This is a genomic window from Pseudomonas parafulva (assembly GCF_002021815.1).
Lineage (GTDB): Bacteria > Pseudomonadota > Gammaproteobacteria > Pseudomonadales > Pseudomonadaceae > Aquipseudomonas > Aquipseudomonas parafulva_B.
Map to the genome: position 1 here is coordinate 4,355,960 of NZ_CP019952.1, position 16,844 is coordinate 4,372,803.

Annotated in this window: 13 protein-coding genes and 2 pseudogenes; 11 read left to right on the top strand and 4 right to left on the bottom strand. The window is 62.3% G+C overall.

Annotation, left to right across the window (positions count from 1 at the left end):
* Window positions 1–384: 384 nt before the first annotated feature.
* Window positions 385–1,761 (bottom strand): L-serine ammonia-lyase, encoded by a 1,377-nt coding sequence (locus B2J77_RS19640; RefSeq protein WP_078479266.1) that lies wholly within the window; start codon window positions 1,759–1,761, stop codon window positions 385–387.
* A gap of 440 nt (window positions 1,762–2,201) precedes the next feature.
* Here B2J77_RS19640 and B2J77_RS19645 point away from each other — a divergent pair, with 440 nt between their 5' ends.
* The 7 genes from B2J77_RS19645 to trxC all read left to right on the top strand — a co-directional run bounded on the left by B2J77_RS19645 (window position 2,202) and on the right by trxC (window position 12,581).
* Window positions 2,202–3,149, top strand: a complete 948-nt coding sequence (locus B2J77_RS19645) for a choline ABC transporter substrate-binding protein (protein WP_023532510.1) — start codon at window positions 2,202–2,204, stop codon at window positions 3,147–3,149.
* An 82-nt stretch (window positions 3,150–3,231) separates the two neighbouring features.
* Window positions 3,232–4,080 (top strand): choline ABC transporter permease subunit, encoded by an 849-nt coding sequence (gene choW, locus B2J77_RS19650; protein ID WP_193754990.1) that lies wholly within the window; start codon window positions 3,232–3,234, stop codon window positions 4,078–4,080.
* Complete coding sequence (choV, locus tag B2J77_RS19655) at window positions 4,077–5,255, top strand: choline ABC transporter ATP-binding protein (RefSeq protein WP_023532472.1); 1,179 nt, start codon at window positions 4,077–4,079, stop codon at window positions 5,253–5,255. The genes choW and choV overlap by 4 nt, the downstream gene beginning before the upstream one ends.
* A 196-nt stretch (window positions 5,256–5,451) precedes the next feature.
* Window positions 5,452–7,194 (top strand): potassium/proton antiporter, encoded by a 1,743-nt coding sequence (locus B2J77_RS19660; protein WP_058602953.1) that lies wholly within the window; start codon window positions 5,452–5,454, stop codon window positions 7,192–7,194.
* Between the two features lie 35 nt (window positions 7,195–7,229).
* Entirely contained in the window at window positions 7,230–10,538 is a 3,309-nt protein-coding gene (gene mscK / locus B2J77_RS19665; protein ID WP_078479267.1) for a mechanosensitive channel MscK, read from the top strand.
* A 121-nt stretch (window positions 10,539–10,659) separates the two neighbouring features.
* Window positions 10,660–12,120: a protein adenylyltransferase SelO gene (gene selO, locus B2J77_RS19670; RefSeq protein WP_058638105.1), complete on the top strand. Its 1,461-nt coding sequence runs from the start codon at window positions 10,660–10,662 to the stop codon at window positions 12,118–12,120.
* A 26-nt stretch (window positions 12,121–12,146) separates the two neighbouring features.
* Window positions 12,147–12,581 (top strand): thioredoxin TrxC, encoded by a 435-nt coding sequence (gene trxC, locus B2J77_RS19675; RefSeq protein ID WP_058638106.1) that lies wholly within the window; start codon window positions 12,147–12,149, stop codon window positions 12,579–12,581.
* 2 nt (window positions 12,582–12,583) lie between these two features.
* On the opposite strand, the gene B2J77_RS19680 is transcribed toward trxC, so the two are convergent.
* The 3 genes from B2J77_RS19680 to B2J77_RS19690 all read right to left on the bottom strand — a co-directional run bounded on the left by B2J77_RS19680 (window position 12,584) and on the right by B2J77_RS19690 (window position 14,073).
* On the bottom strand, window positions 12,584–12,940 hold the full coding sequence (locus B2J77_RS19680) for a helix-turn-helix domain-containing protein (RefSeq protein ID WP_058638107.1): 357 nt from the start codon (window positions 12,938–12,940) through the stop codon (window positions 12,584–12,586).
* Complete coding sequence (locus B2J77_RS19685) at window positions 12,930–13,238, bottom strand: type II toxin-antitoxin system HigB family toxin (protein ID WP_058638200.1); 309 nt, start codon at window positions 13,236–13,238, stop codon at window positions 12,930–12,932. The genes B2J77_RS19680 and B2J77_RS19685 overlap by 11 nt, the downstream gene beginning before the upstream one ends.
* 61 nt (window positions 13,239–13,299) lie before the next feature.
* Window positions 13,300–14,073: a ParA family protein gene (locus B2J77_RS19690; RefSeq protein ID WP_058638108.1), complete on the bottom strand. Its 774-nt coding sequence runs from the start codon at window positions 14,071–14,073 to the stop codon at window positions 13,300–13,302.
* A 71-nt stretch (window positions 14,074–14,144) separates the two neighbouring features.
* On the opposite strand from B2J77_RS19690, the pseudogene B2J77_RS19695 reads away from it, so the two are divergent.
* The 4 genes and pseudogenes from B2J77_RS19695 to B2J77_RS19710 all read left to right on the top strand — a co-directional run.
* A pseudogene (locus B2J77_RS19695) lies at window positions 14,145–14,411 on the top strand (beta-ketoacyl-[acyl-carrier-protein] synthase II); the annotation flags it as partial.
* A complete protein-coding gene (locus tag B2J77_RS19700; RefSeq protein ID WP_023532704.1) occupies window positions 14,408–14,875 on the top strand; it encodes a hotdog family protein in 468 nt (155 codons plus the stop codon). The pseudogene B2J77_RS19695 and the gene B2J77_RS19700, both read left to right, overlap by 4 nt.
* Window positions 14,872–15,599, top strand: a pseudogene (gene fabG / locus B2J77_RS19705) (3-oxoacyl-ACP reductase FabG). Before B2J77_RS19700 ends, fabG begins: the two are co-directional and overlap by 4 nt.
* Complete coding sequence (locus B2J77_RS19710; RefSeq protein ID WP_058638110.1) at window positions 15,599–16,825, top strand: beta-ketoacyl-ACP synthase; 1,227 nt, start codon at window positions 15,599–15,601, stop codon at window positions 16,823–16,825. Before fabG ends, B2J77_RS19710 begins: the two are co-directional and overlap by 1 nt.
* The last annotated feature ends 19 nt before the right edge of the window (window positions 16,826–16,844 follow it).

Consider the following 16,844-nt stretch of genomic DNA (forward strand, 5'->3'; position numbering starts at 1 on the left):
CCCGGGGTCGTCCACGGGGCTTGGTTGTCTATCACTACGCAAACGCCGTGCCTGAAATTGAACAGCTATCCGAAAAAACCTGAAAACGACCTACTCCGTCGTCAAAATCAGGACTTTCCTACAAGTCTGTTACAGCCCTCAAACAGGCGTTCTAGGCGGCATGCGTGTCACCCCTGAGCACTTTGGTGACACGCATTACCCAAGTTGCCCAGAAACGACACTCTTGAGTGTCACCGACAACGCCTGCACCGATCGCGACATCCGACTGACGGTAGGCATCGTCTTGCACGTTTTAAGGTCACGAGGTGGTGCTTTGCACCGTTATGATGAGCGTGGTGCCAGCGCCGATCGCTCGACGATGACACCGCAGGTCGAAGAAGTGCATCAGCACTCGATGGCGCTGACGGCAAGGCCGCCGCGCGAGGTTTCCTTGTACTTGTCGTGCATGTCGGCACCTGTATCACGCATGGTGCGGATCACCTGGTCGAGGGAGATGAAATGCTCGCCATCACCACGCAACGCCATCTGCACAGCGTTGATGGCTTTCACTGCAGCAATTGCATTGCGCTCGATGCAGGGCACCTGCACCAGTCCGCCTACCGGGTCGCACGTCAGGCCCAAATTGTGTTCCAGGGCAATCTCGGCTGCGTTTTCAACCTGGGGCGGGGTAGCGCCCAGTACCTGAGCAAGTCCTGCAGCGGCCATGGCGCAGGCCGAGCCCACCTCACCCTGACAGCCCACCTCGGCCCCTGAGATCGAGGCGTTCTTCTTGCACAGGATGCCCACGGCGGCGGCCGCCAGGAAGAAATCCACCACGCTGGACTCGTCCACCTCGTCACTAAAGCGCATGTAGTAGTGCAGCACCGCCGGAATGATGCCGGCCGCGCCATTGGTAGGCGCGGTGACCATGCGCCCGCCTGCGGCGTTTTCCTCGTTCACGGCCAAGGCGAACAGGTTGACCCACTCCATGGCGCTCATGGTCGAGCCGATCACGTTGGGCTTGCCGATTTCCTGCAGGCTGCGGTGCAGCTTGGCAGCACGACGACGGACATTCAGCCCGCCCGGCAGCGTGCCTTCGTACTTGAGCCCGTTGTTGACGCACTCCTGCATGGCATCCCAAAGCGTGTGCAGGCCGGCCCGAATTTCTGCCTCGCTGCGCCAGACCCGTTCATTGGCCATCATCAATTGCGACACACTCAGGTCGTTTTGCTTGCACAGGCGCAACAGCTCGGCCGCGCTGTTGAAATCGTACGGCAGCACGGTCTGGTCGGCGTCCAGTACGCCACTGGCGGCCTGGGCGGCATCGACCACGAAGCCACCGCCGACTGAGTAGTAGGTATCTCGGTGAATTTCGCCCTGCTCGCCTTCTGCCACAAGGGTCATGGCGTTCGGGTGGTAAGGCAGGTTCTCGTCAAGCAGCAGCATGTCACGGGCCCAGATGAAATCGATGGGCAGGCGGTTATCGAGTTTGAGCACTTGGGTTTCGCGCAGGTCGGCGATACGCGGGACAATCTGGGTAGGGTCGATGGCGTCTGGCCATTCGCCCATCAGCCCCATGATGGTGGCGTTGTCGGTTCCATGGCCGATACCGGTAGCCGACAGCGAGCCATACAGGCGCACCTCGATCCGCTTAACCTGTTCCAGCTCGCCGCGCTCGCGCAGCCCCTGGACAAACAGGGCACCGGCTCGCATGGGGCCGACGGTATGCGAGCTGGAAGGCCCGACACCGATCTTGAACAGGTCGAACACGCTGATGGCCATTGTCGAATCACCTCTTGCTGGGCTTGTCTGTACGCGCAATGCGCAGGGCGGGGCAGCTGCTAGGCTGGACTGCAGGCCGCCTTCAATGCACGCATCATCGGGCTTTTGCCACCCTGCTCGCCGTCTGCAACCGACGTAGTCTTGTCCAGCCGCGCCGCCTGTTTTGCAGGCTCAGTGCGCCGCTTTCCGGTGCCTTGGTGACGCAAAAAAGCGGCAGGATGGGTAGAAGAATCCATAAGCGACATTGCCCATACTGGATGCGACCCGTTGCGTACTGGATACGACTCCACCAGTAGGCGATTGCCCGGCGCTGGAGGATTATCGAAAGCGACTCGTAAAGCACGGCCACGCAACCTGCCCTCTGCAGGCCTGATCGATCGGACCCTCAGAACGTCCGACGAACCACGCGAACCCGAAGACAAAATCACAGGAGTCCACCCATGAAAGGTTCACCCTCGCTGTTGCTGGTCGCGTTGCTGTCCGCACCGGTACTGGCCCAGGCCGCAGAACCCGAGCAGTGCCAGACGGTGCGGTTTTCGGATGTCGGCTGGACCGACATCACGGTAACCACGGCCACCACCAGCGCTGTGCTCGACGCCCTGGGCTACAAGACGCACACCACCATGATCTCGGTGCCGGTGACCTACAAGTCGCTGGCGGCCGGCAAGGACCTGGACGTGTTTCTCGGCAACTGGATGCCGACCATGGAGAACGACATCAAGCAGTACCGCGACGCCGGTACGGTCGAAACCCTGCGCGCCAACCTGGAAAACGCCAAGTATACGCTCGCAGTACCGCAAGCCCTGTACGACAAGGGTTTGAAGGATTTCAGTGACATTCCCAAGTTCAAGGATGAGCTAGGCGGCAAGATCTACGGGATCGAGCCGGGCAACGATGGCAACCGCACCATCCAGAGCATGATCGACAAGAACGCCTTCGGCCTGAAGGACGCCGGCTTCAAGATTGTCCAGTCCAGCGAGGCCGGCATGCTTTCCCAGGTGGACCGCTCGCAGAAACGTGGCGAGGCCATCGTGTTCCTGGGATGGGAGCCGCACCCGATGAACACCCGGTTCAAGATGCAGTACCTGACCGGTGGCGATGAGTTCTTCGGCCCCGATTTCGGCAAGGCGACGGTGTACACCAATACCCGCAAGGGGTATGCGCAGGAATGCAGCAACGTCGGCCAACTGTTGAAGAACCTGTCGTTCGAGCTCAAGGACGAAAGCACCATGATGGGCTATGTCCTGGACGACAAGATGAAGCCTGACGCCGCTGCGCGCAAATGGCTCAAGGACAATCCCGGCAAGCTGGACACCTGGCTGGCAGGTGTGACCACTGTGGATGGCAAACCTGGCCTGGAGGCGGCCAAGGCCAAGCTGACGCAATAACCGAACTACGCAGTAGCGCTACCTCGGGGCAGGACCGTGCCCGCCCCGGGTTGATTTCAATCTACGCAGGTGGAAGCTCGCTATCATGCTTATCGATCAGAAAATACCCCTGGGCCAGTACATGTCCTCGTTCGTCGAGTGGCTGACCCAGCACGGCGCGAATTATTTCGACGCCATCGCCCAAGGCCTGGAGTTCATGATCCATGGCGTCACCAGTACCCTGACCTGGTTCAACCCGCTCGTGCTCATCGCCCTGTTCGCTGCACTGGCGCACCTGATCCAGCGCAAGTGGGCATTGACCGCCTTCGTCGGATTGTCCTTCCTGCTGATCCTCAACCTGGGCTACTGGCAGGAAACCATGGAAACCCTGGCCCAGGTCAGCTTCGCCACCGTGGTCTGCGTGGCTATCGGCGTGCCGCTGGGTATCGTCGCCGCACACAAGCCGATGTTCTACACCGCCATGCGGCCGGTGCTCGACCTGATGCAGACGGTCCCCACCTTCGTCTACCTGATCCCTACCCTTACCCTGTTCGGCCTGGGCGTGGTGCCTGGGTTGATCTCGACGGTCGTGTTCGCCATCGCCGCCCCCATCCGCCTGACCTACCTGGGCATCTGCGATGTACCCCAGGAACTGATGGACGCCGGCAAGGCCTTTGGCTGCTCGCGCCGTCAACTGCTCACCCGTATCGAACTGCCCCATGCGATGCCGAGCATCGCCGCAGGCGTCACCCAATGCATCATGCTGTCGCTGTCGATGGTGGTGATCGCCGCCCTGGTGGGCGCCGACGGCCTGGGCAAACCTGTGGTCAACGCACTGAACACCGCCGATATTTCCCTGGGCTTCGAAGCGGGCCTGGCAATCGTGCTGCTGGCGATCATGCTCGACCGTATCTGCAAGCAACCGGAGCTGCCGGCCAGGAGTGAAGCATGAGTATCATTCGATTCGAAGACGTCGACGTCATCTTCTCCAACAAGCCACGCGAAGCGCTGTCGTTGCTGGACCAGGGCAAGACCCGCGAAGAGATTCTCAAGCAGACCGGCCTTGTGGTCGGCGTAGAGAAAGCCAACCTGGACATCCAGAAAGGCGAGATCTGCGTACTCATGGGCCTTTCCGGTTCGGGCAAGTCCAGCCTGCTGCGCTGTATCAACGGGCTGAACACCGTGAGCCGCGGCAAGCTGTTCGTGGAGCACGAAGGCAAGCACATCGATATCGCCCACTGCACCCCGGCTGAACTGAAGATGATGCGCACCAAACGTATCGCCATGGTGTTCCAGAAGTTCGCCCTGATGCCTTGGCTCACGGTGCGCGAGAACATCAGCTTCGGCCTGGAAATGCAGGGCCGCCCCGAGAAGGAACGGCGCAAGCTGGTCGACGAAAAACTCGAACTGGTAGGCCTGGCCCAGTGGCGCAACAAGAAGCCCGATGAATTGTCCGGCGGCATGCAACAGCGCGTAGGCCTGGCACGCGCGCTGGCCATGGACGCCGACATCCTGCTGATGGACGAACCGTTCTCAGCCCTGGACCCTTTGATCCGCCAAGGCCTTCAGGACGAATTGCTGACCCTGCAGAGCCAGCTGAACAAGACCATCGTCTTCGTCAGCCACGACCTGGACGAGGCGCTCAAGCTGGGCAGCCGGATCGCGATCATGAAGGACGGACGGATCATCCAGTACAGCAAGCCCGAGGAAATCGTGCTGAACCCGGCCGATGAATACGTGCGCACCTTCGTGGCCCATACCAACCCGCTGAACGTGCTGTGCGGACGCAGCCTGATGCGCTCGCTGGACAACTGCAAGCGCGTCAACGGTTCGGTCTGCCTGGACCCCGGCGGCGACTCGTGGCTGGACCTGGGTGAAGGCAATTCGATCAAGCGTGCGCGGCAAGGCCAGAATGGCCTGGAGATGCAGAACTGGGCGCCAGGGCAGGCAGTGGAAGGCCTGAGCCGCAGGCCAACCCTGGTGCATGCCGACATCGGCATGCGTGAGGCCCTGCAGATTCGCTACCAGACCGGCAACAAGCTGGTGCTGCAGGAAAACGACAAAGTCGTGGGCATTCTGGGAGACACCGAGCTGTATCACGCGCTGCTGGGCAAGAACCACGGTTGATTGCACGAGGGCCGCACTCGCGGCCCTCTTCTTTGAGGAGAGCGGTTCGCGCTGCGGGCTGGCTTGCCTACATCTTCAGAAACGCTTTACAGGCTGCCAATTCATCAGGTTAGAATCGGTTGGCACGCGACCTGCTAGCAAACATCGAATACGCGCTACCACGTCTTCCCTCCTCGTTGTCCCGGAGTACCTGCCTTTGGATGCCAGTACCATCAATAGCCTGTTCCTGATCGGCGCATTGCTGGTAGGGGCAAGCATCCTGGTCAGTTCGCTGTCGTCGCGGCTCGGCATCCCGATTCTGGTCATTATCCTGGCCGTCGGCATGATCGCTGGCGTGGACGGGGGTGGCATCATTTTCAACAACTACCCGACCGCCTACTTGGTGGGCAACCTCGCGCTTGCCGTGATCCTGCTCGACGGTGGTCTGCGCACGCGGGTAGCAAGCTTCCGGGTTGCCTTGTGGCCGGCGCTTTCGCTGGCAACGGTCGGGGTCATGATCACCACGGCGCTGACCGGCATGGTGGCGGCCTGGTTGTTCGACCTGAGCCTGATCCAGGGCTTGCTGATTGGCGCCATCGTGGGCTCCACCGATGCCGCGGCGGTCTTTTCACTGCTGGGCGGTAAAGGCCTGAACGAACGGGTCACCGCCACGCTGGAAATCGAATCGGGTAGCAACGACCCGATGGCGGTGTTCCTCACCGTGACCCTCATCGACATGATCGCCAGCGGCCAGACCGGGCTGCACTGGAGCCTGCTGGGCCACCTGCTGCGCGAGTTCGGCATCGGCGGGCTGCTGGGGCTGGGCGGCGGCTGGGTGATGCTGCAGCTGGTCAACCGCATCAACCTGGCAGGCGGCCTGTACCCGATTCTGGTCGTGGCCGGTGGCCTGGTGGTCTTCTCGCTGACCAACGCCCTGCATGGCAGTGGTTTCCTGGCGGTCTACCTGTGCGGGCTGGTGCTGGGCAACAAGCCGATCCGCAGCCGCCACGGCATTCTGCACATGCTCGACGGCATGGCGTGGCTGGCCCAGATCGGGATGTTCTTGGTGCTGGGCCTGTTGGTGACGCCTCACGATCTGCTGCCTATCGCCCTGCCGGCACTGGGCCTTGCCCTGTGGATGATTCTGGTCGCACGCCCCTTGTCGGTGGTCGCCGCACTGCTCCCCTTCAAGGCGTTCCACGACCGCGAGAAGGCCTTCATTTCCTGGGTGGGCCTGCGCGGCGCCGTGCCCATCATCCTGGCGGTATTCCCGTTGATGGCCGGCCTGCCAGACGCTCAGCTGTTCTTCAACTTGGCGTTCTTCATCGTCCTGGTTTCGCTGCTGGTGCAGGGCACCAGCCTGCCCTGGATGGCCAAACTGCTCAAGGTGACGGTCCCGCCAGACCCGGCGCCCATTTCACGCTCGGCACTGGAAGTGCACATCACCAGCGAATGGGAGATGTTCGTCTATCGCCTGGGTGCCGAAAAGTGGTGCATTGGCGCAGCGCTGAGGGAGCTGAAGATGCCAGAGGGCACGCGCATCGCCGCGCTGTTCCGTGGCGAACAATTGCTACACCCTTCGGGCAGTACGGTGCTGGAAGTGGACGACATGCTGTGCGTGATCGGGCATGAGCACAACCTGCCTGCACTGGGCAAACTCTTTAGCCAGGCACCCCAGCGCGGGCTGGACCTGCGCTTCTTCGGCGACTTCGTGCTCGAAGGCGATGCCGAACTCGGCGCCGTGGCATCGCTCTACGGTCTCAACGTCGACAGCCAGGATGCCCACATGCCGCTGGCGCAGTTCATCCGACAGAAGGTCGGAGGCGCGCCAGTGGTAGGCGACCAGGTCGAATGGCATGGCACGATCTGGACCGTGGCGACCATGGACGGGAACAAGATTCAGAAAGTGGGCGTCAGATTCCCCGAAGGATCGCGACCAGGACCAGGATTGTTCCTCTAAACTTCGTTTCTGCCTGATCCACAAGTAGTCTGCCTATGTCCTTTCGCCTGCACCTTCGCACAGCCCTGCTCGGGCTGTGCCTTTGCCTTCCCCTGGCGGTCGCCGCCGCTGAAGCCCCCACCACCGCCAGCGTCCAGGAAAGCCTCGACAAGATCGCCGAGCGCAAGCTGCCCGAAGCCGATCAGAAGGCCCTGCAGCAAGTGCTCGAGCAGACCCTCGGCCTGCTGGCCAGCAAGGAAGACAACGAACGCAAGCTGGCTGCCCTCAAGCAGCAACTGGCCAGCGCGCCCAAGGAAACCAGCGACAGCCAGAAAGAGCTGGCAAGGCTCAAGCAGAGTTCGGTGCAGTCGGTGGCCCAGCGCTACGCAAACCTAGGCGTGCCGCAGCTCGAGCAGATGCTCAGTGAGCGCACTACCCAGCAAGGCGAGCTGCAAAAAGCGCTGGCCGAAGCCAACAGCCTGATCATCAATTCGCAGACCCGTCCCGAACGGGCCCAGTCCGAGATCAGCAGCAGCCAGGCGCGGGCCCAGCAAATCAACAGCATCCTCAAAAGCGGCAAGGACGCGGGCAAGCCTGTCAGCCCCGACCTGCGCAACCAGCTCAACGCCGAACTGGCCTCGCTCAACGCCCTTACCCAGTTGCGCCGCCAGGAGCTGGCTGGAAACAGTGTGCTGCAGGACCTGGGCAATGCCCGCCACGACCTGCTGATCGAGCGCACAGCACGCCTGGAACAGGAAATCCAGGACCTGCAGACTCTGATCAATGACAAACGCCTGGCCCAGTCCCAGGAAACCGTCACGCAGCAGTCGATCGAAGCCCAGAAAGCCGGCGGCAGCAGCCTGCTGGCCACCGAAAGCGCAGCCAACCTCAAGCTGTCCGACTACCTGCTCAGAAGCACCGACCGGCTCAACGAACTGACCCAGCAGAATCTGCGGACCAAGCAGCAGCTCGACACCTTGACCCAGGCCGACCAGGCGCTGGACGAGCAGATCAGCGTGCTCAAGGGCAGCCTGCTGCTGTCCAAGATCCTCTACAAACAGAAACAGACCCTGCCGCATCTCAAGCTCGACCGTGACTTGGCTGACCAGATCGCCGACACACGCCTGTACCAGTTCGAGGTCAATCAGCAGCGCGAGCAGATGAGTAGCCCGATCAGCTACGTGGACAAACTGCTGGCAGCCCAGCCCCCTGAAACCGTCACCCCCCAGTTGCGCAAGGCATTGCTGGAAGTGGCCATCACCCGCAGCGACTTGCTCGAACGCCTGAACCGGGAGCTGTCGGCCCTGCTCAACGAATCCATTACCTTGCAGCTGAACCAGAAGCAGCTGCTGGGCACTGCCCAAAGCCTGCGTACCACGCTGGACGAGCAGATGTTCTGGATACCCAGCAACAAGCCATTGGACTGGGACTGGCTGGCCTATGTGCCGCAACGCCTGGCTGACCAGGTGGCGGACCTGCCGTGGGGCTCGGGCCTCAAGGAGCTGGCTGACGGGTTGAGTCAGCGCCCGTTGCTGTTCCTGCCGCTGTTGCTGGTGATCGGCGCGTTGCTGTGGCGTCGCAAGTACCTGTACCAGCGCCTGGGCAAGGTGCACCAGGACATCGGCCATTTCCGCCGCGACAGCCAGTGGCACACCCCTCAGGCGATCTTGATCAACATCCTGCTGGCGATGCCGGTGAGCCTGGGTCTTGCGCTGTGCAGCTATGCCTTGCAGATCGACGCCCGCGGGCAGAACGCCAACCTTGGCGCGGCGCTGTGGCAACTGGCCCAGGCCTGGCTGGTGTTCTATACGGCCTACCGCATTCTCTCGCCTGGCGGGGTGGCCGAGATTCACTTCCGCTGGTACAAGCCGCAAGTGGAGTTCCTGCGCGGCTGGGTCCGGCGTCTTGGCACCGTGGTGCTGGCACTGGTAGGGGTAGTGGCGGTAGCCGAACACCAGCCCTCGGCGCTGGCCGATGACGTTCTGGGGATTGGCGTGGTACTGACTTGCTACGCATTGATGGCCTGGTTGCTCAGCCGCCTGTTGCTGAGCAGCCCTGCCCACCGCGACACCTCGCTGTTTCGCAAGGCAGTGGGTGTGGCGTTCACGGCCTTGCCCATCGCCCTGTTCATCGCCGTGTGCTTCGGCTACTACTACACGGCGCTGAAACTCACCGACCGCCTGATCTACACCCTCTACCTGCTGCTGTTCTGGCTGGTGATCGAGGCGGCATTCGTGCGCGGGCTGTCCGTGGCCGCCCGACGCCTGGCCTACCAGCGCGCGCTCAGCAAGCGGGCTGCGGCCAAGGAAGGGCTCGATGGTGAAGTCGTCGTCGAAGAACCGACGCTGGATATCGAACAGGTCAACCAGCAGTCCCTGCGCCTGATCCGCCTGGCCTTGCTCGGCGGTTTCATCGCCGGCCTGTACTGGGTGTGGTCGGACCTGCTCTCGGTGTTCGCCTACCTCAACAACTTCGTGCTGTACGAATACACCAGCGGTACAGGCGCTGCGGCGAGCATGGTCCCCATCAGCCTCGGTGACCTGCTCGGCGCACTGGTGATCGTGGGCATCACCTTCGCCCTGGCCGGCAACTTGCCCGGCCTGCTGGAGGTGCTGGTACTGTCGCGGCTGAACCTGGCCCAGGGCAGCGCCTACGCCACCACCACGCTGCTGTCCTACACCATCGTCGGCGTCGGCATCGTCAGCACCCTCTCCACCCTGGGGGTCAGCTGGGACAAGCTGCAGTGGCTGGTCGCCGCGCTGTCGGTAGGCCTGGGTTTCGGCATGCAGGAAATCTTCGCCAACTTCATTTCGGGCATCATGATCCTGTTCGAACGCCCGGTGCGTATCGGTGACACCATCACCATCGGCAACTTGTCGGGCACGGTGAGCAAGATCCGCATCCGCGCCACCACCATCACCGACTTCGACCGCAAGGACATCATCGTCCCCAACAAGACGTTCATCACCGGGCAACTGATCAACTGGTCGCTCACCGATACCGTCACCCGCGTGACCCTGAAGCTGGGCATCGACTACGGCTCGGACCTGGACCTGGTGCGCGACCTGCTGCTCAAGGGTGCACATGAGAACCCCAGGGTACTCAAGGACCCCGAACCCCTGGTGTACTTCCTGCAATTCGGGGAAAGCTCGCTGGACCACGAACTGCGCATGCATGTCCGTGACCTGGGCGATCGCAACCCCACGCTGGATGAGATCAATCGCTACATCAACCGGGAATTCAAGGCGCACGACATCAAGATCTCCGTACGCCAGGTCGAGGTGTTCCTGATGGACCCCAAAGCCGGCAAACAACAGTTGATACCGATGGACTCGCCAAAATCCGATGGCACTCCCCCCGTGTGATTGGACTCCATAGGGCAGATATGCCTGTTCCACCCGCGAGGGCGTGGTCCTCGCTCACGGCCGGTCCGCCCGCACAGGGCCACGCAGCGGCCTCTTGCCACCCCGACTCAGGAGCAGCCCCGTGAAAGCCCTCGACCAGCTCACCTTCGACAACCGCTTCGCCCGCCTGGGCGACGCATTCTCTACCCAGGTACTGCCCGAGCCCATCGCAGACCCTCGCCTGGTGGTTGCCAGTGCGTCGGCCATGGCGCTGATCGACCTGGACCCGGCCCAGGCCGAGCTGCCGTTGTTCGCCGAGCTGTTCAGCGGCCACAAGCTCTGGGAAGGCGCCGATCCGCGGGCGATGGTGTACTCCGGCCATCAGTTCGGCGGCTACAACCCGCGCCTGGGGGACGGGCGCGGCCTGTTGCTGACCGAGGTGGTCAACGATGCCGGTGAACATTGGGACCTGCACCTCAAGGGAGCCGGCCAGACACCCTACTCACGCATGGGCGATGGCCGTGCCGTGCTGCGTTCCTCGATCCGTGAGTTTCTGGCGAGCGAAGCCTTGCATGCCTTGGGCATACCCAGCAGCCGCGCCCTGTGCGTGATCGGCTCCAGTACCCCGGTGTGGCGCGAAACCCAGGAAAGCGCTGCCATGCTCACCCGCCTTGCCCAGAGCCATATCCGCTTTGGCCATTTCGAGTACTTCTATTACACCCAGCAGCCCGAGCAGCAGCGCGTGCTGATCGACCATGTACTCGATGAGCATTACCCGCAGTGCAAAGACGCCGCACAGCCTTACCTGGCTATGTTCCAGACCATCGTCGAGCGCAATGCCGAGCTGATCGCACGCTGGCAAGCGTACGGCTTCTGTCACGGCGTGATGAACACCGACAACATGTCGATCCTGGGAATCACCTTCGATTTCGGTCCGTTCGCATTCCTCGACGATTTTGATGCCAACTTCATCTGTAACCACTCCGACGACCGCGGCCGCTACAGCTATGCCAACCAAGTACCGATCGCCCATTGGAACCTCAGTGCGCTGGCCCAGGCCTTGACCACGGTGATCGATGTCGAAGCGCTCAAGCAGGCGCTGGCGCTGTTCCTGCCCCTGTACCAGGCCCATTACCTGGACCTGATGCGTCGTCGGCTCGGCCTGACGACGGCCGAGGACGAGGACATGGCCCTGGTCGAGCGCCTGCTGCAACGCATGCAGAGCGGTGGCGTGGACTACAACCTGTTCTTCCGCCGGCTGGGCGATCAACCGCTGGCCGACGCGCTGCAATCGGTACGTGACGACTTCGTCGACTTGGCGGGTTTCGACGCCTGGGCGGTGGACTATCAAGCGCGCTGCGAACGTGAACCGAACCATGCTGCCGGGCGGCGTGAGCGCATGCACGCCGTGAACCCGCTGTATGTGCTGCGTAACTATCTGGCGCAGAACGCCATCGAAGCGGCCGAGGCAGGCGACTACACTGAGGTCAGGCGCTTGCATCAGGTGCTCAGCCGCCCGTTCGAGGAACAGACCGGGATGCAGGCCTATGCAGCGCCGCCCCCTGCATGGGGCAAGCACTTGGAAATCAGTTGCTCGTCCTGAAACCCACTTACTCGGACGGAGATGAAATGACCGATTCGCTGGTTGTCCCTTGCCCTCACTGCAACGGCCTGAACCGCTTACCCGCCGACCGCCTGGGCGATGCGCCCAAGTGTGGCCGCTGCAAGCAGCAGGTCGTGCTGCAGACGCCGTTCGTGCTGACCGAGAACAGCTATGCCAGCCAGGTCAAAGGCGACCTGCCCTTGCTGATCGATGTCTGGGCCGATTGGTGCGGCCCCTGCAAGGCCTTCGCGCCAGTGTTCGAACAGGCGGCCCGCCAATTGAGTGGCCGCTGCCGCCTGGCCAAGCTCGACAGCGAAGCCAACCGCACCTTGGCCGGGCAACTGGGCATTCGCTCGATCCCGAGCCTCATCCTGATGCGCAACGGCCGCGAGGTCGTGCGCCAGGCGGGGGCTCTTCCCCTTCAGGCACTGCTGGAGTGGCTGCGCAGCAAAGGGGTTTGACTTCAGGTACCCCCCAGCAGCGACTCATAGGGGATGCGTAGCCCCTCGTGCAGGCGTCTGATCATGGAGAGGCTCAGCCTACGCTTTCCATTCAAGACCTCAGATACCCGGCCACTGGGCCCGATATAGGGCTCCAGGTCTCGCGGGGTGAGGCTTTGTTGCTCCATGCAGAATTTGATGGCTTCCAGAGGGGTAGCCGACTGAATGGGGTAGTACTTGTTTTCGTACACTTCAATCAGGGTTACGAGTACTTCCATTTCATCAGCTTCGGGGGTGCCCGGTTCGGCTTGGAAGATAGCCTCAAGCCGCCGAAAGGCCGCGTGCAGATCCTCATCACTGCGAATAGGCTTAATATTCACACACTGTCTCCACGTCAATTTCGTCATAGCATTCATGGGTGCCGACGAATTTCACCCAGGCGATGCCCGCCTTATATTGCATTTCCACGACGAGGCGATATTTATTACCGCCAATGTTGAAAACAATGCGGTTCCTTCCACAGATGCGAGCGTTGCCGAGCTGATCTTTCACATCCTGCGGCGTTAGCCAAGTAGCTTTGATCACTAAGTCATACCAGCTTTCCAATGCAGCCTTGGCATCGTGATTACCGGGCATCTCCCAAAATTTCACTAGACTGCTTTTGGCAATCACCCGCATTTCAAAAAATCTCCCGTTTTGGGAGATTATGATCAACACCAAACTTGCACGGAAGCTGCGCCTACCCCTCCCCACCCAGCAAATCATGCAGCGCCACGAATTGCTGGGTCAGTTTGTGGCGGGGGTCGAGGTGGATCAGGGGCAGGCTGGCGTGGTGCGACTCACGCATCTTCACCGAACTGCCCAGATACACCGGCAGCACTGGCAAGCCTTCGGCCAGTAGCGCGTCCAGCATCTGCTGCGGCAGGCTGGCACGGGGCTGGAACTGGTTCACCACGATGCCCTCGACGATCAGGTGTTCGTTGTGGTCTTCCTTGATGTCCTCGATCTCGGCCAGCAGCCCGTACAGGGCCTGGCGCGAGAAACTGTCGCAGTCGAACGGGATCAGTACACGGTCCGCTGCGATGAGCGCCGAGACGGCGTAGAAGTTGAGAGCCGGCGGGGTGTCGATGTAAATCCGCTCATAGTCTTCACTCAAGTTTTCGAGCAGTTTTCGCAGCTTGTTGATCTTGTGCTTGGCTTCGAGCTTGGGTTGCAGGTCGGCCAGCTCAGAGGTGGCGGTGACCACGTGCAGGTCGTCGAATGGCGTCTGGTAGATTTCGACCTTGTTCTTCTTTGCTCCAGGTCCGCCGGACAGGCTTTGCTTGAAGAAATCGGCGATCCCCATGGGAATGTCTTCGCCCACCAGCCCAGTGAGGTACTGGGTCGAGTTGGCCTGTGCATCCAGGTCGATCAGCAAGGTTCGGTAGCCTTCATGGGCACTTACCGCGGCCAAGTTGCAGGCGATGCTGGACTTGCCCACCCCGCCTTTCTGATTGAACACCACGCGTCGCATGACTGAGCTCCGGATAGGGACGAGGTACCGAGTATGTGGCGAGGTTGTGTCCATGACCAGCGCTGCTACAGCGGCCATCCACCACGCCCGGCGGCCATACCCTGGGCGCTGCCGGTGCGCTCGAGGCGGCGTTCTGCTGGCTGAGCCTGAGCAGGCACAACCCGTTGGGCTTGCTGCCGCCGCACCTGTGGGACGGCCAGCCCGACCCTGCCCTGCCTGAACTGACCCTGGTCGACGGCAGCCAGCGCCTGGCAGCCCATGGCCCACGCCGACTGATGAGCAACTCGTTCGCCTTCGGCGGCAACAACGTCAGCCTGATTCTTGGAGACATCGCATGATCACCTGGCCCCTGGCCGAGCTGCTGCCCCATGCTGGCGACATGATCCTGATCGATCACATCGAGCACTGTGACGAGGAGCAGATCAGCACCCGTACCACCGTACGGCCCGGCGCACTGTTCAATCGCGCCGATGGCAGCCTGCCGGCCTGGTTCGGCATCGAGCTGATGGCCCAGAGCGTCGCCGCCTACGCCGGTTGCCGGGCGCGACGCAATGGCCAGGCCGTCGAGCTGGGTTTTTTGCTCGGTGCCCGCAAGTACACGTGCGATGTCGAGTCTTTCCCGGCCGGCGCCCAATTACATGTCCACGCCCAACGCTCGCTCGAAGACGAGAACGGCATGGGCGTTTTCGAATGTCACCTGCGCGGCCCCGGCATCCACGCCACCGCCCGCCTGAATGTGTACCGCCCGCCGCAAGCGGCCAGCTACCTGGCCGAAGCGGGCCCTGAGGAGCCCCTTTCATGACTGATACCATTCTGGTGACCGGTTCGAGCCGTGGAATCGGCCGTCCATCGCCCTGCGCCTGGCACGTTCGGGTTACGACCTGGTACTGCATTGCCGCAGCGGCCGGTCCGAAGCCGACGTGGTGGCCGATCAAGTGCGTGCTCTGGGGCAGCAGTCGCGCGTATTGCAGTTCGACATCGGCGAACGCGCCGCCTGCCGCTTGGCGCTCGAAGCCGACGTGGAAGCGCACGGTGCCTACTACGGCGTGGTGTGCAATGCCGGCCTGACCCGCGATGGCGCTTTCCCCGCGCTGACCGACGAGGATTGGGACCAGGTGCTGCGGACCAACCTGGACGGTTTCTACAATGTGCTGCAGCCACTGACCATGCCCATGATCCGCCGCCGCGCGCCGGGCCGCATCGTCTGCATCACCTCGGTTTCAGGGCTCATCGGCAACCGCGGGCAGGTCAACTACAGCGCTTCGAAGGCGGGCCTGATCGGGGCGGCCAAGGCCCTGGCAATCGAACTGGGCAAGCGGCGTATCACCGTCAACTGCGTAGCGCCCGGGCTGATCGACACGGCCATGCTCGACGAACATGTGCCGGTGGACGAACTGATGAAGATGATCCCTGCCGGGCGCATGGGCACCGCTGAAGAGGTAGCAGGCGCCGTCAACTTTCTCATGTCGCCGGAGGCCAGCTACATCACCCGCCAAGTGCTGGCGGTCAACGGGGGGATGTGCTGATGCGCCGCGTGGTCGTCACCGGCATGGCCGGCATCACCTCGCTGGGCAACGACTGGGCAACCATTGCCGGTCATTTCGCCAGCCAACGCAGTGGTATCCGCCGCATGGACGAGTGGGACCGCTTCGAGGAAATGAACACGCGCCTGGCCGGGCCCATCGATGATTTCAAGGTCCCGGCGCACTGGACGCGCAAGCAGCTTCGCAGCATGGGCCGGGTGTCGCGCCTAGCCGTTGGCGCTGCCGAACAGGCCCTCGCCGATGCAGGCTTGCTCGGCGACCCGAGCATTCGCGATGGCCGCATGGGCGTTGCCTGCGGCTCATCCACCGGCAGTACCGACGAGATCAAGGCGTTCGGCAACATGCTGCTCAACTCGGTGGCCGACGGGCTCAACGCCAATTCCTATGTGCGCATGATGCCGCACACGACCGCCGCCAACATCAGCATTTTCTTCGGCCTGACCGGGCGCCTGATCCCCACGTCCAGTGCCTGCACCAGCGGCAGCCAAGGCATTGGTTATGCCTATGAAGCCATCAAGTACGGGCGCCTGCCGATGATGCTGGCCGGCGGTGCCGAAGAACTGTGCCCGACCGAGGCCATGGTCTTCGACGCGCTCTATGCCACCAGCCTCAAGAACGACACGCCGCACCTCAGCCCGCGCCCCTACGACTGCGGCAGGGATGGCCTGGTGATCGGCGAAGGCGCAGGCATGCTGGTGCTCGAAGAGCTTGAGCATGCACGGGCGCGAGGCGCGAAGATTCATGCCGAGATCATCGGTTTCGGCAGCAATGCCGACGGCCAGCACACGACCCGACCCGAACAGTCGACCATGCGCCGGGCCATGGAACTGGCGCTCGAAGACGCAGGCCTGGCACCGGAGGCGATTGGCTATGTGAACGGCCATGGCACCGCGACCGAGCAAGGCGACATCGCCGAAACCCTGGCCACCAGCAGCCTGTTCGGCCCACGCATGCCCCTCAGTTCGCAGAAGAGCTTCCTGGGCCATACCCTGGGGGCGTGCGGTGCGCTGGAGTCCTGGTTCAGCATCGAAATGATGAACAGCGACCGCTATGTGCACACACTGAACCTGGACGCGGTAGACCCTCGCTGCGGCGAACTGGACTACCTGCGTGGTGAGTTCCGCCACATGAGCCACGGGTTCGTGATGAACAACAATTTTGCCTTCGGCGGGGTCAACACGTCGCTGATCTTCCGCCGCTGGCCCTGACCCTCAATAGGAGCGCAAG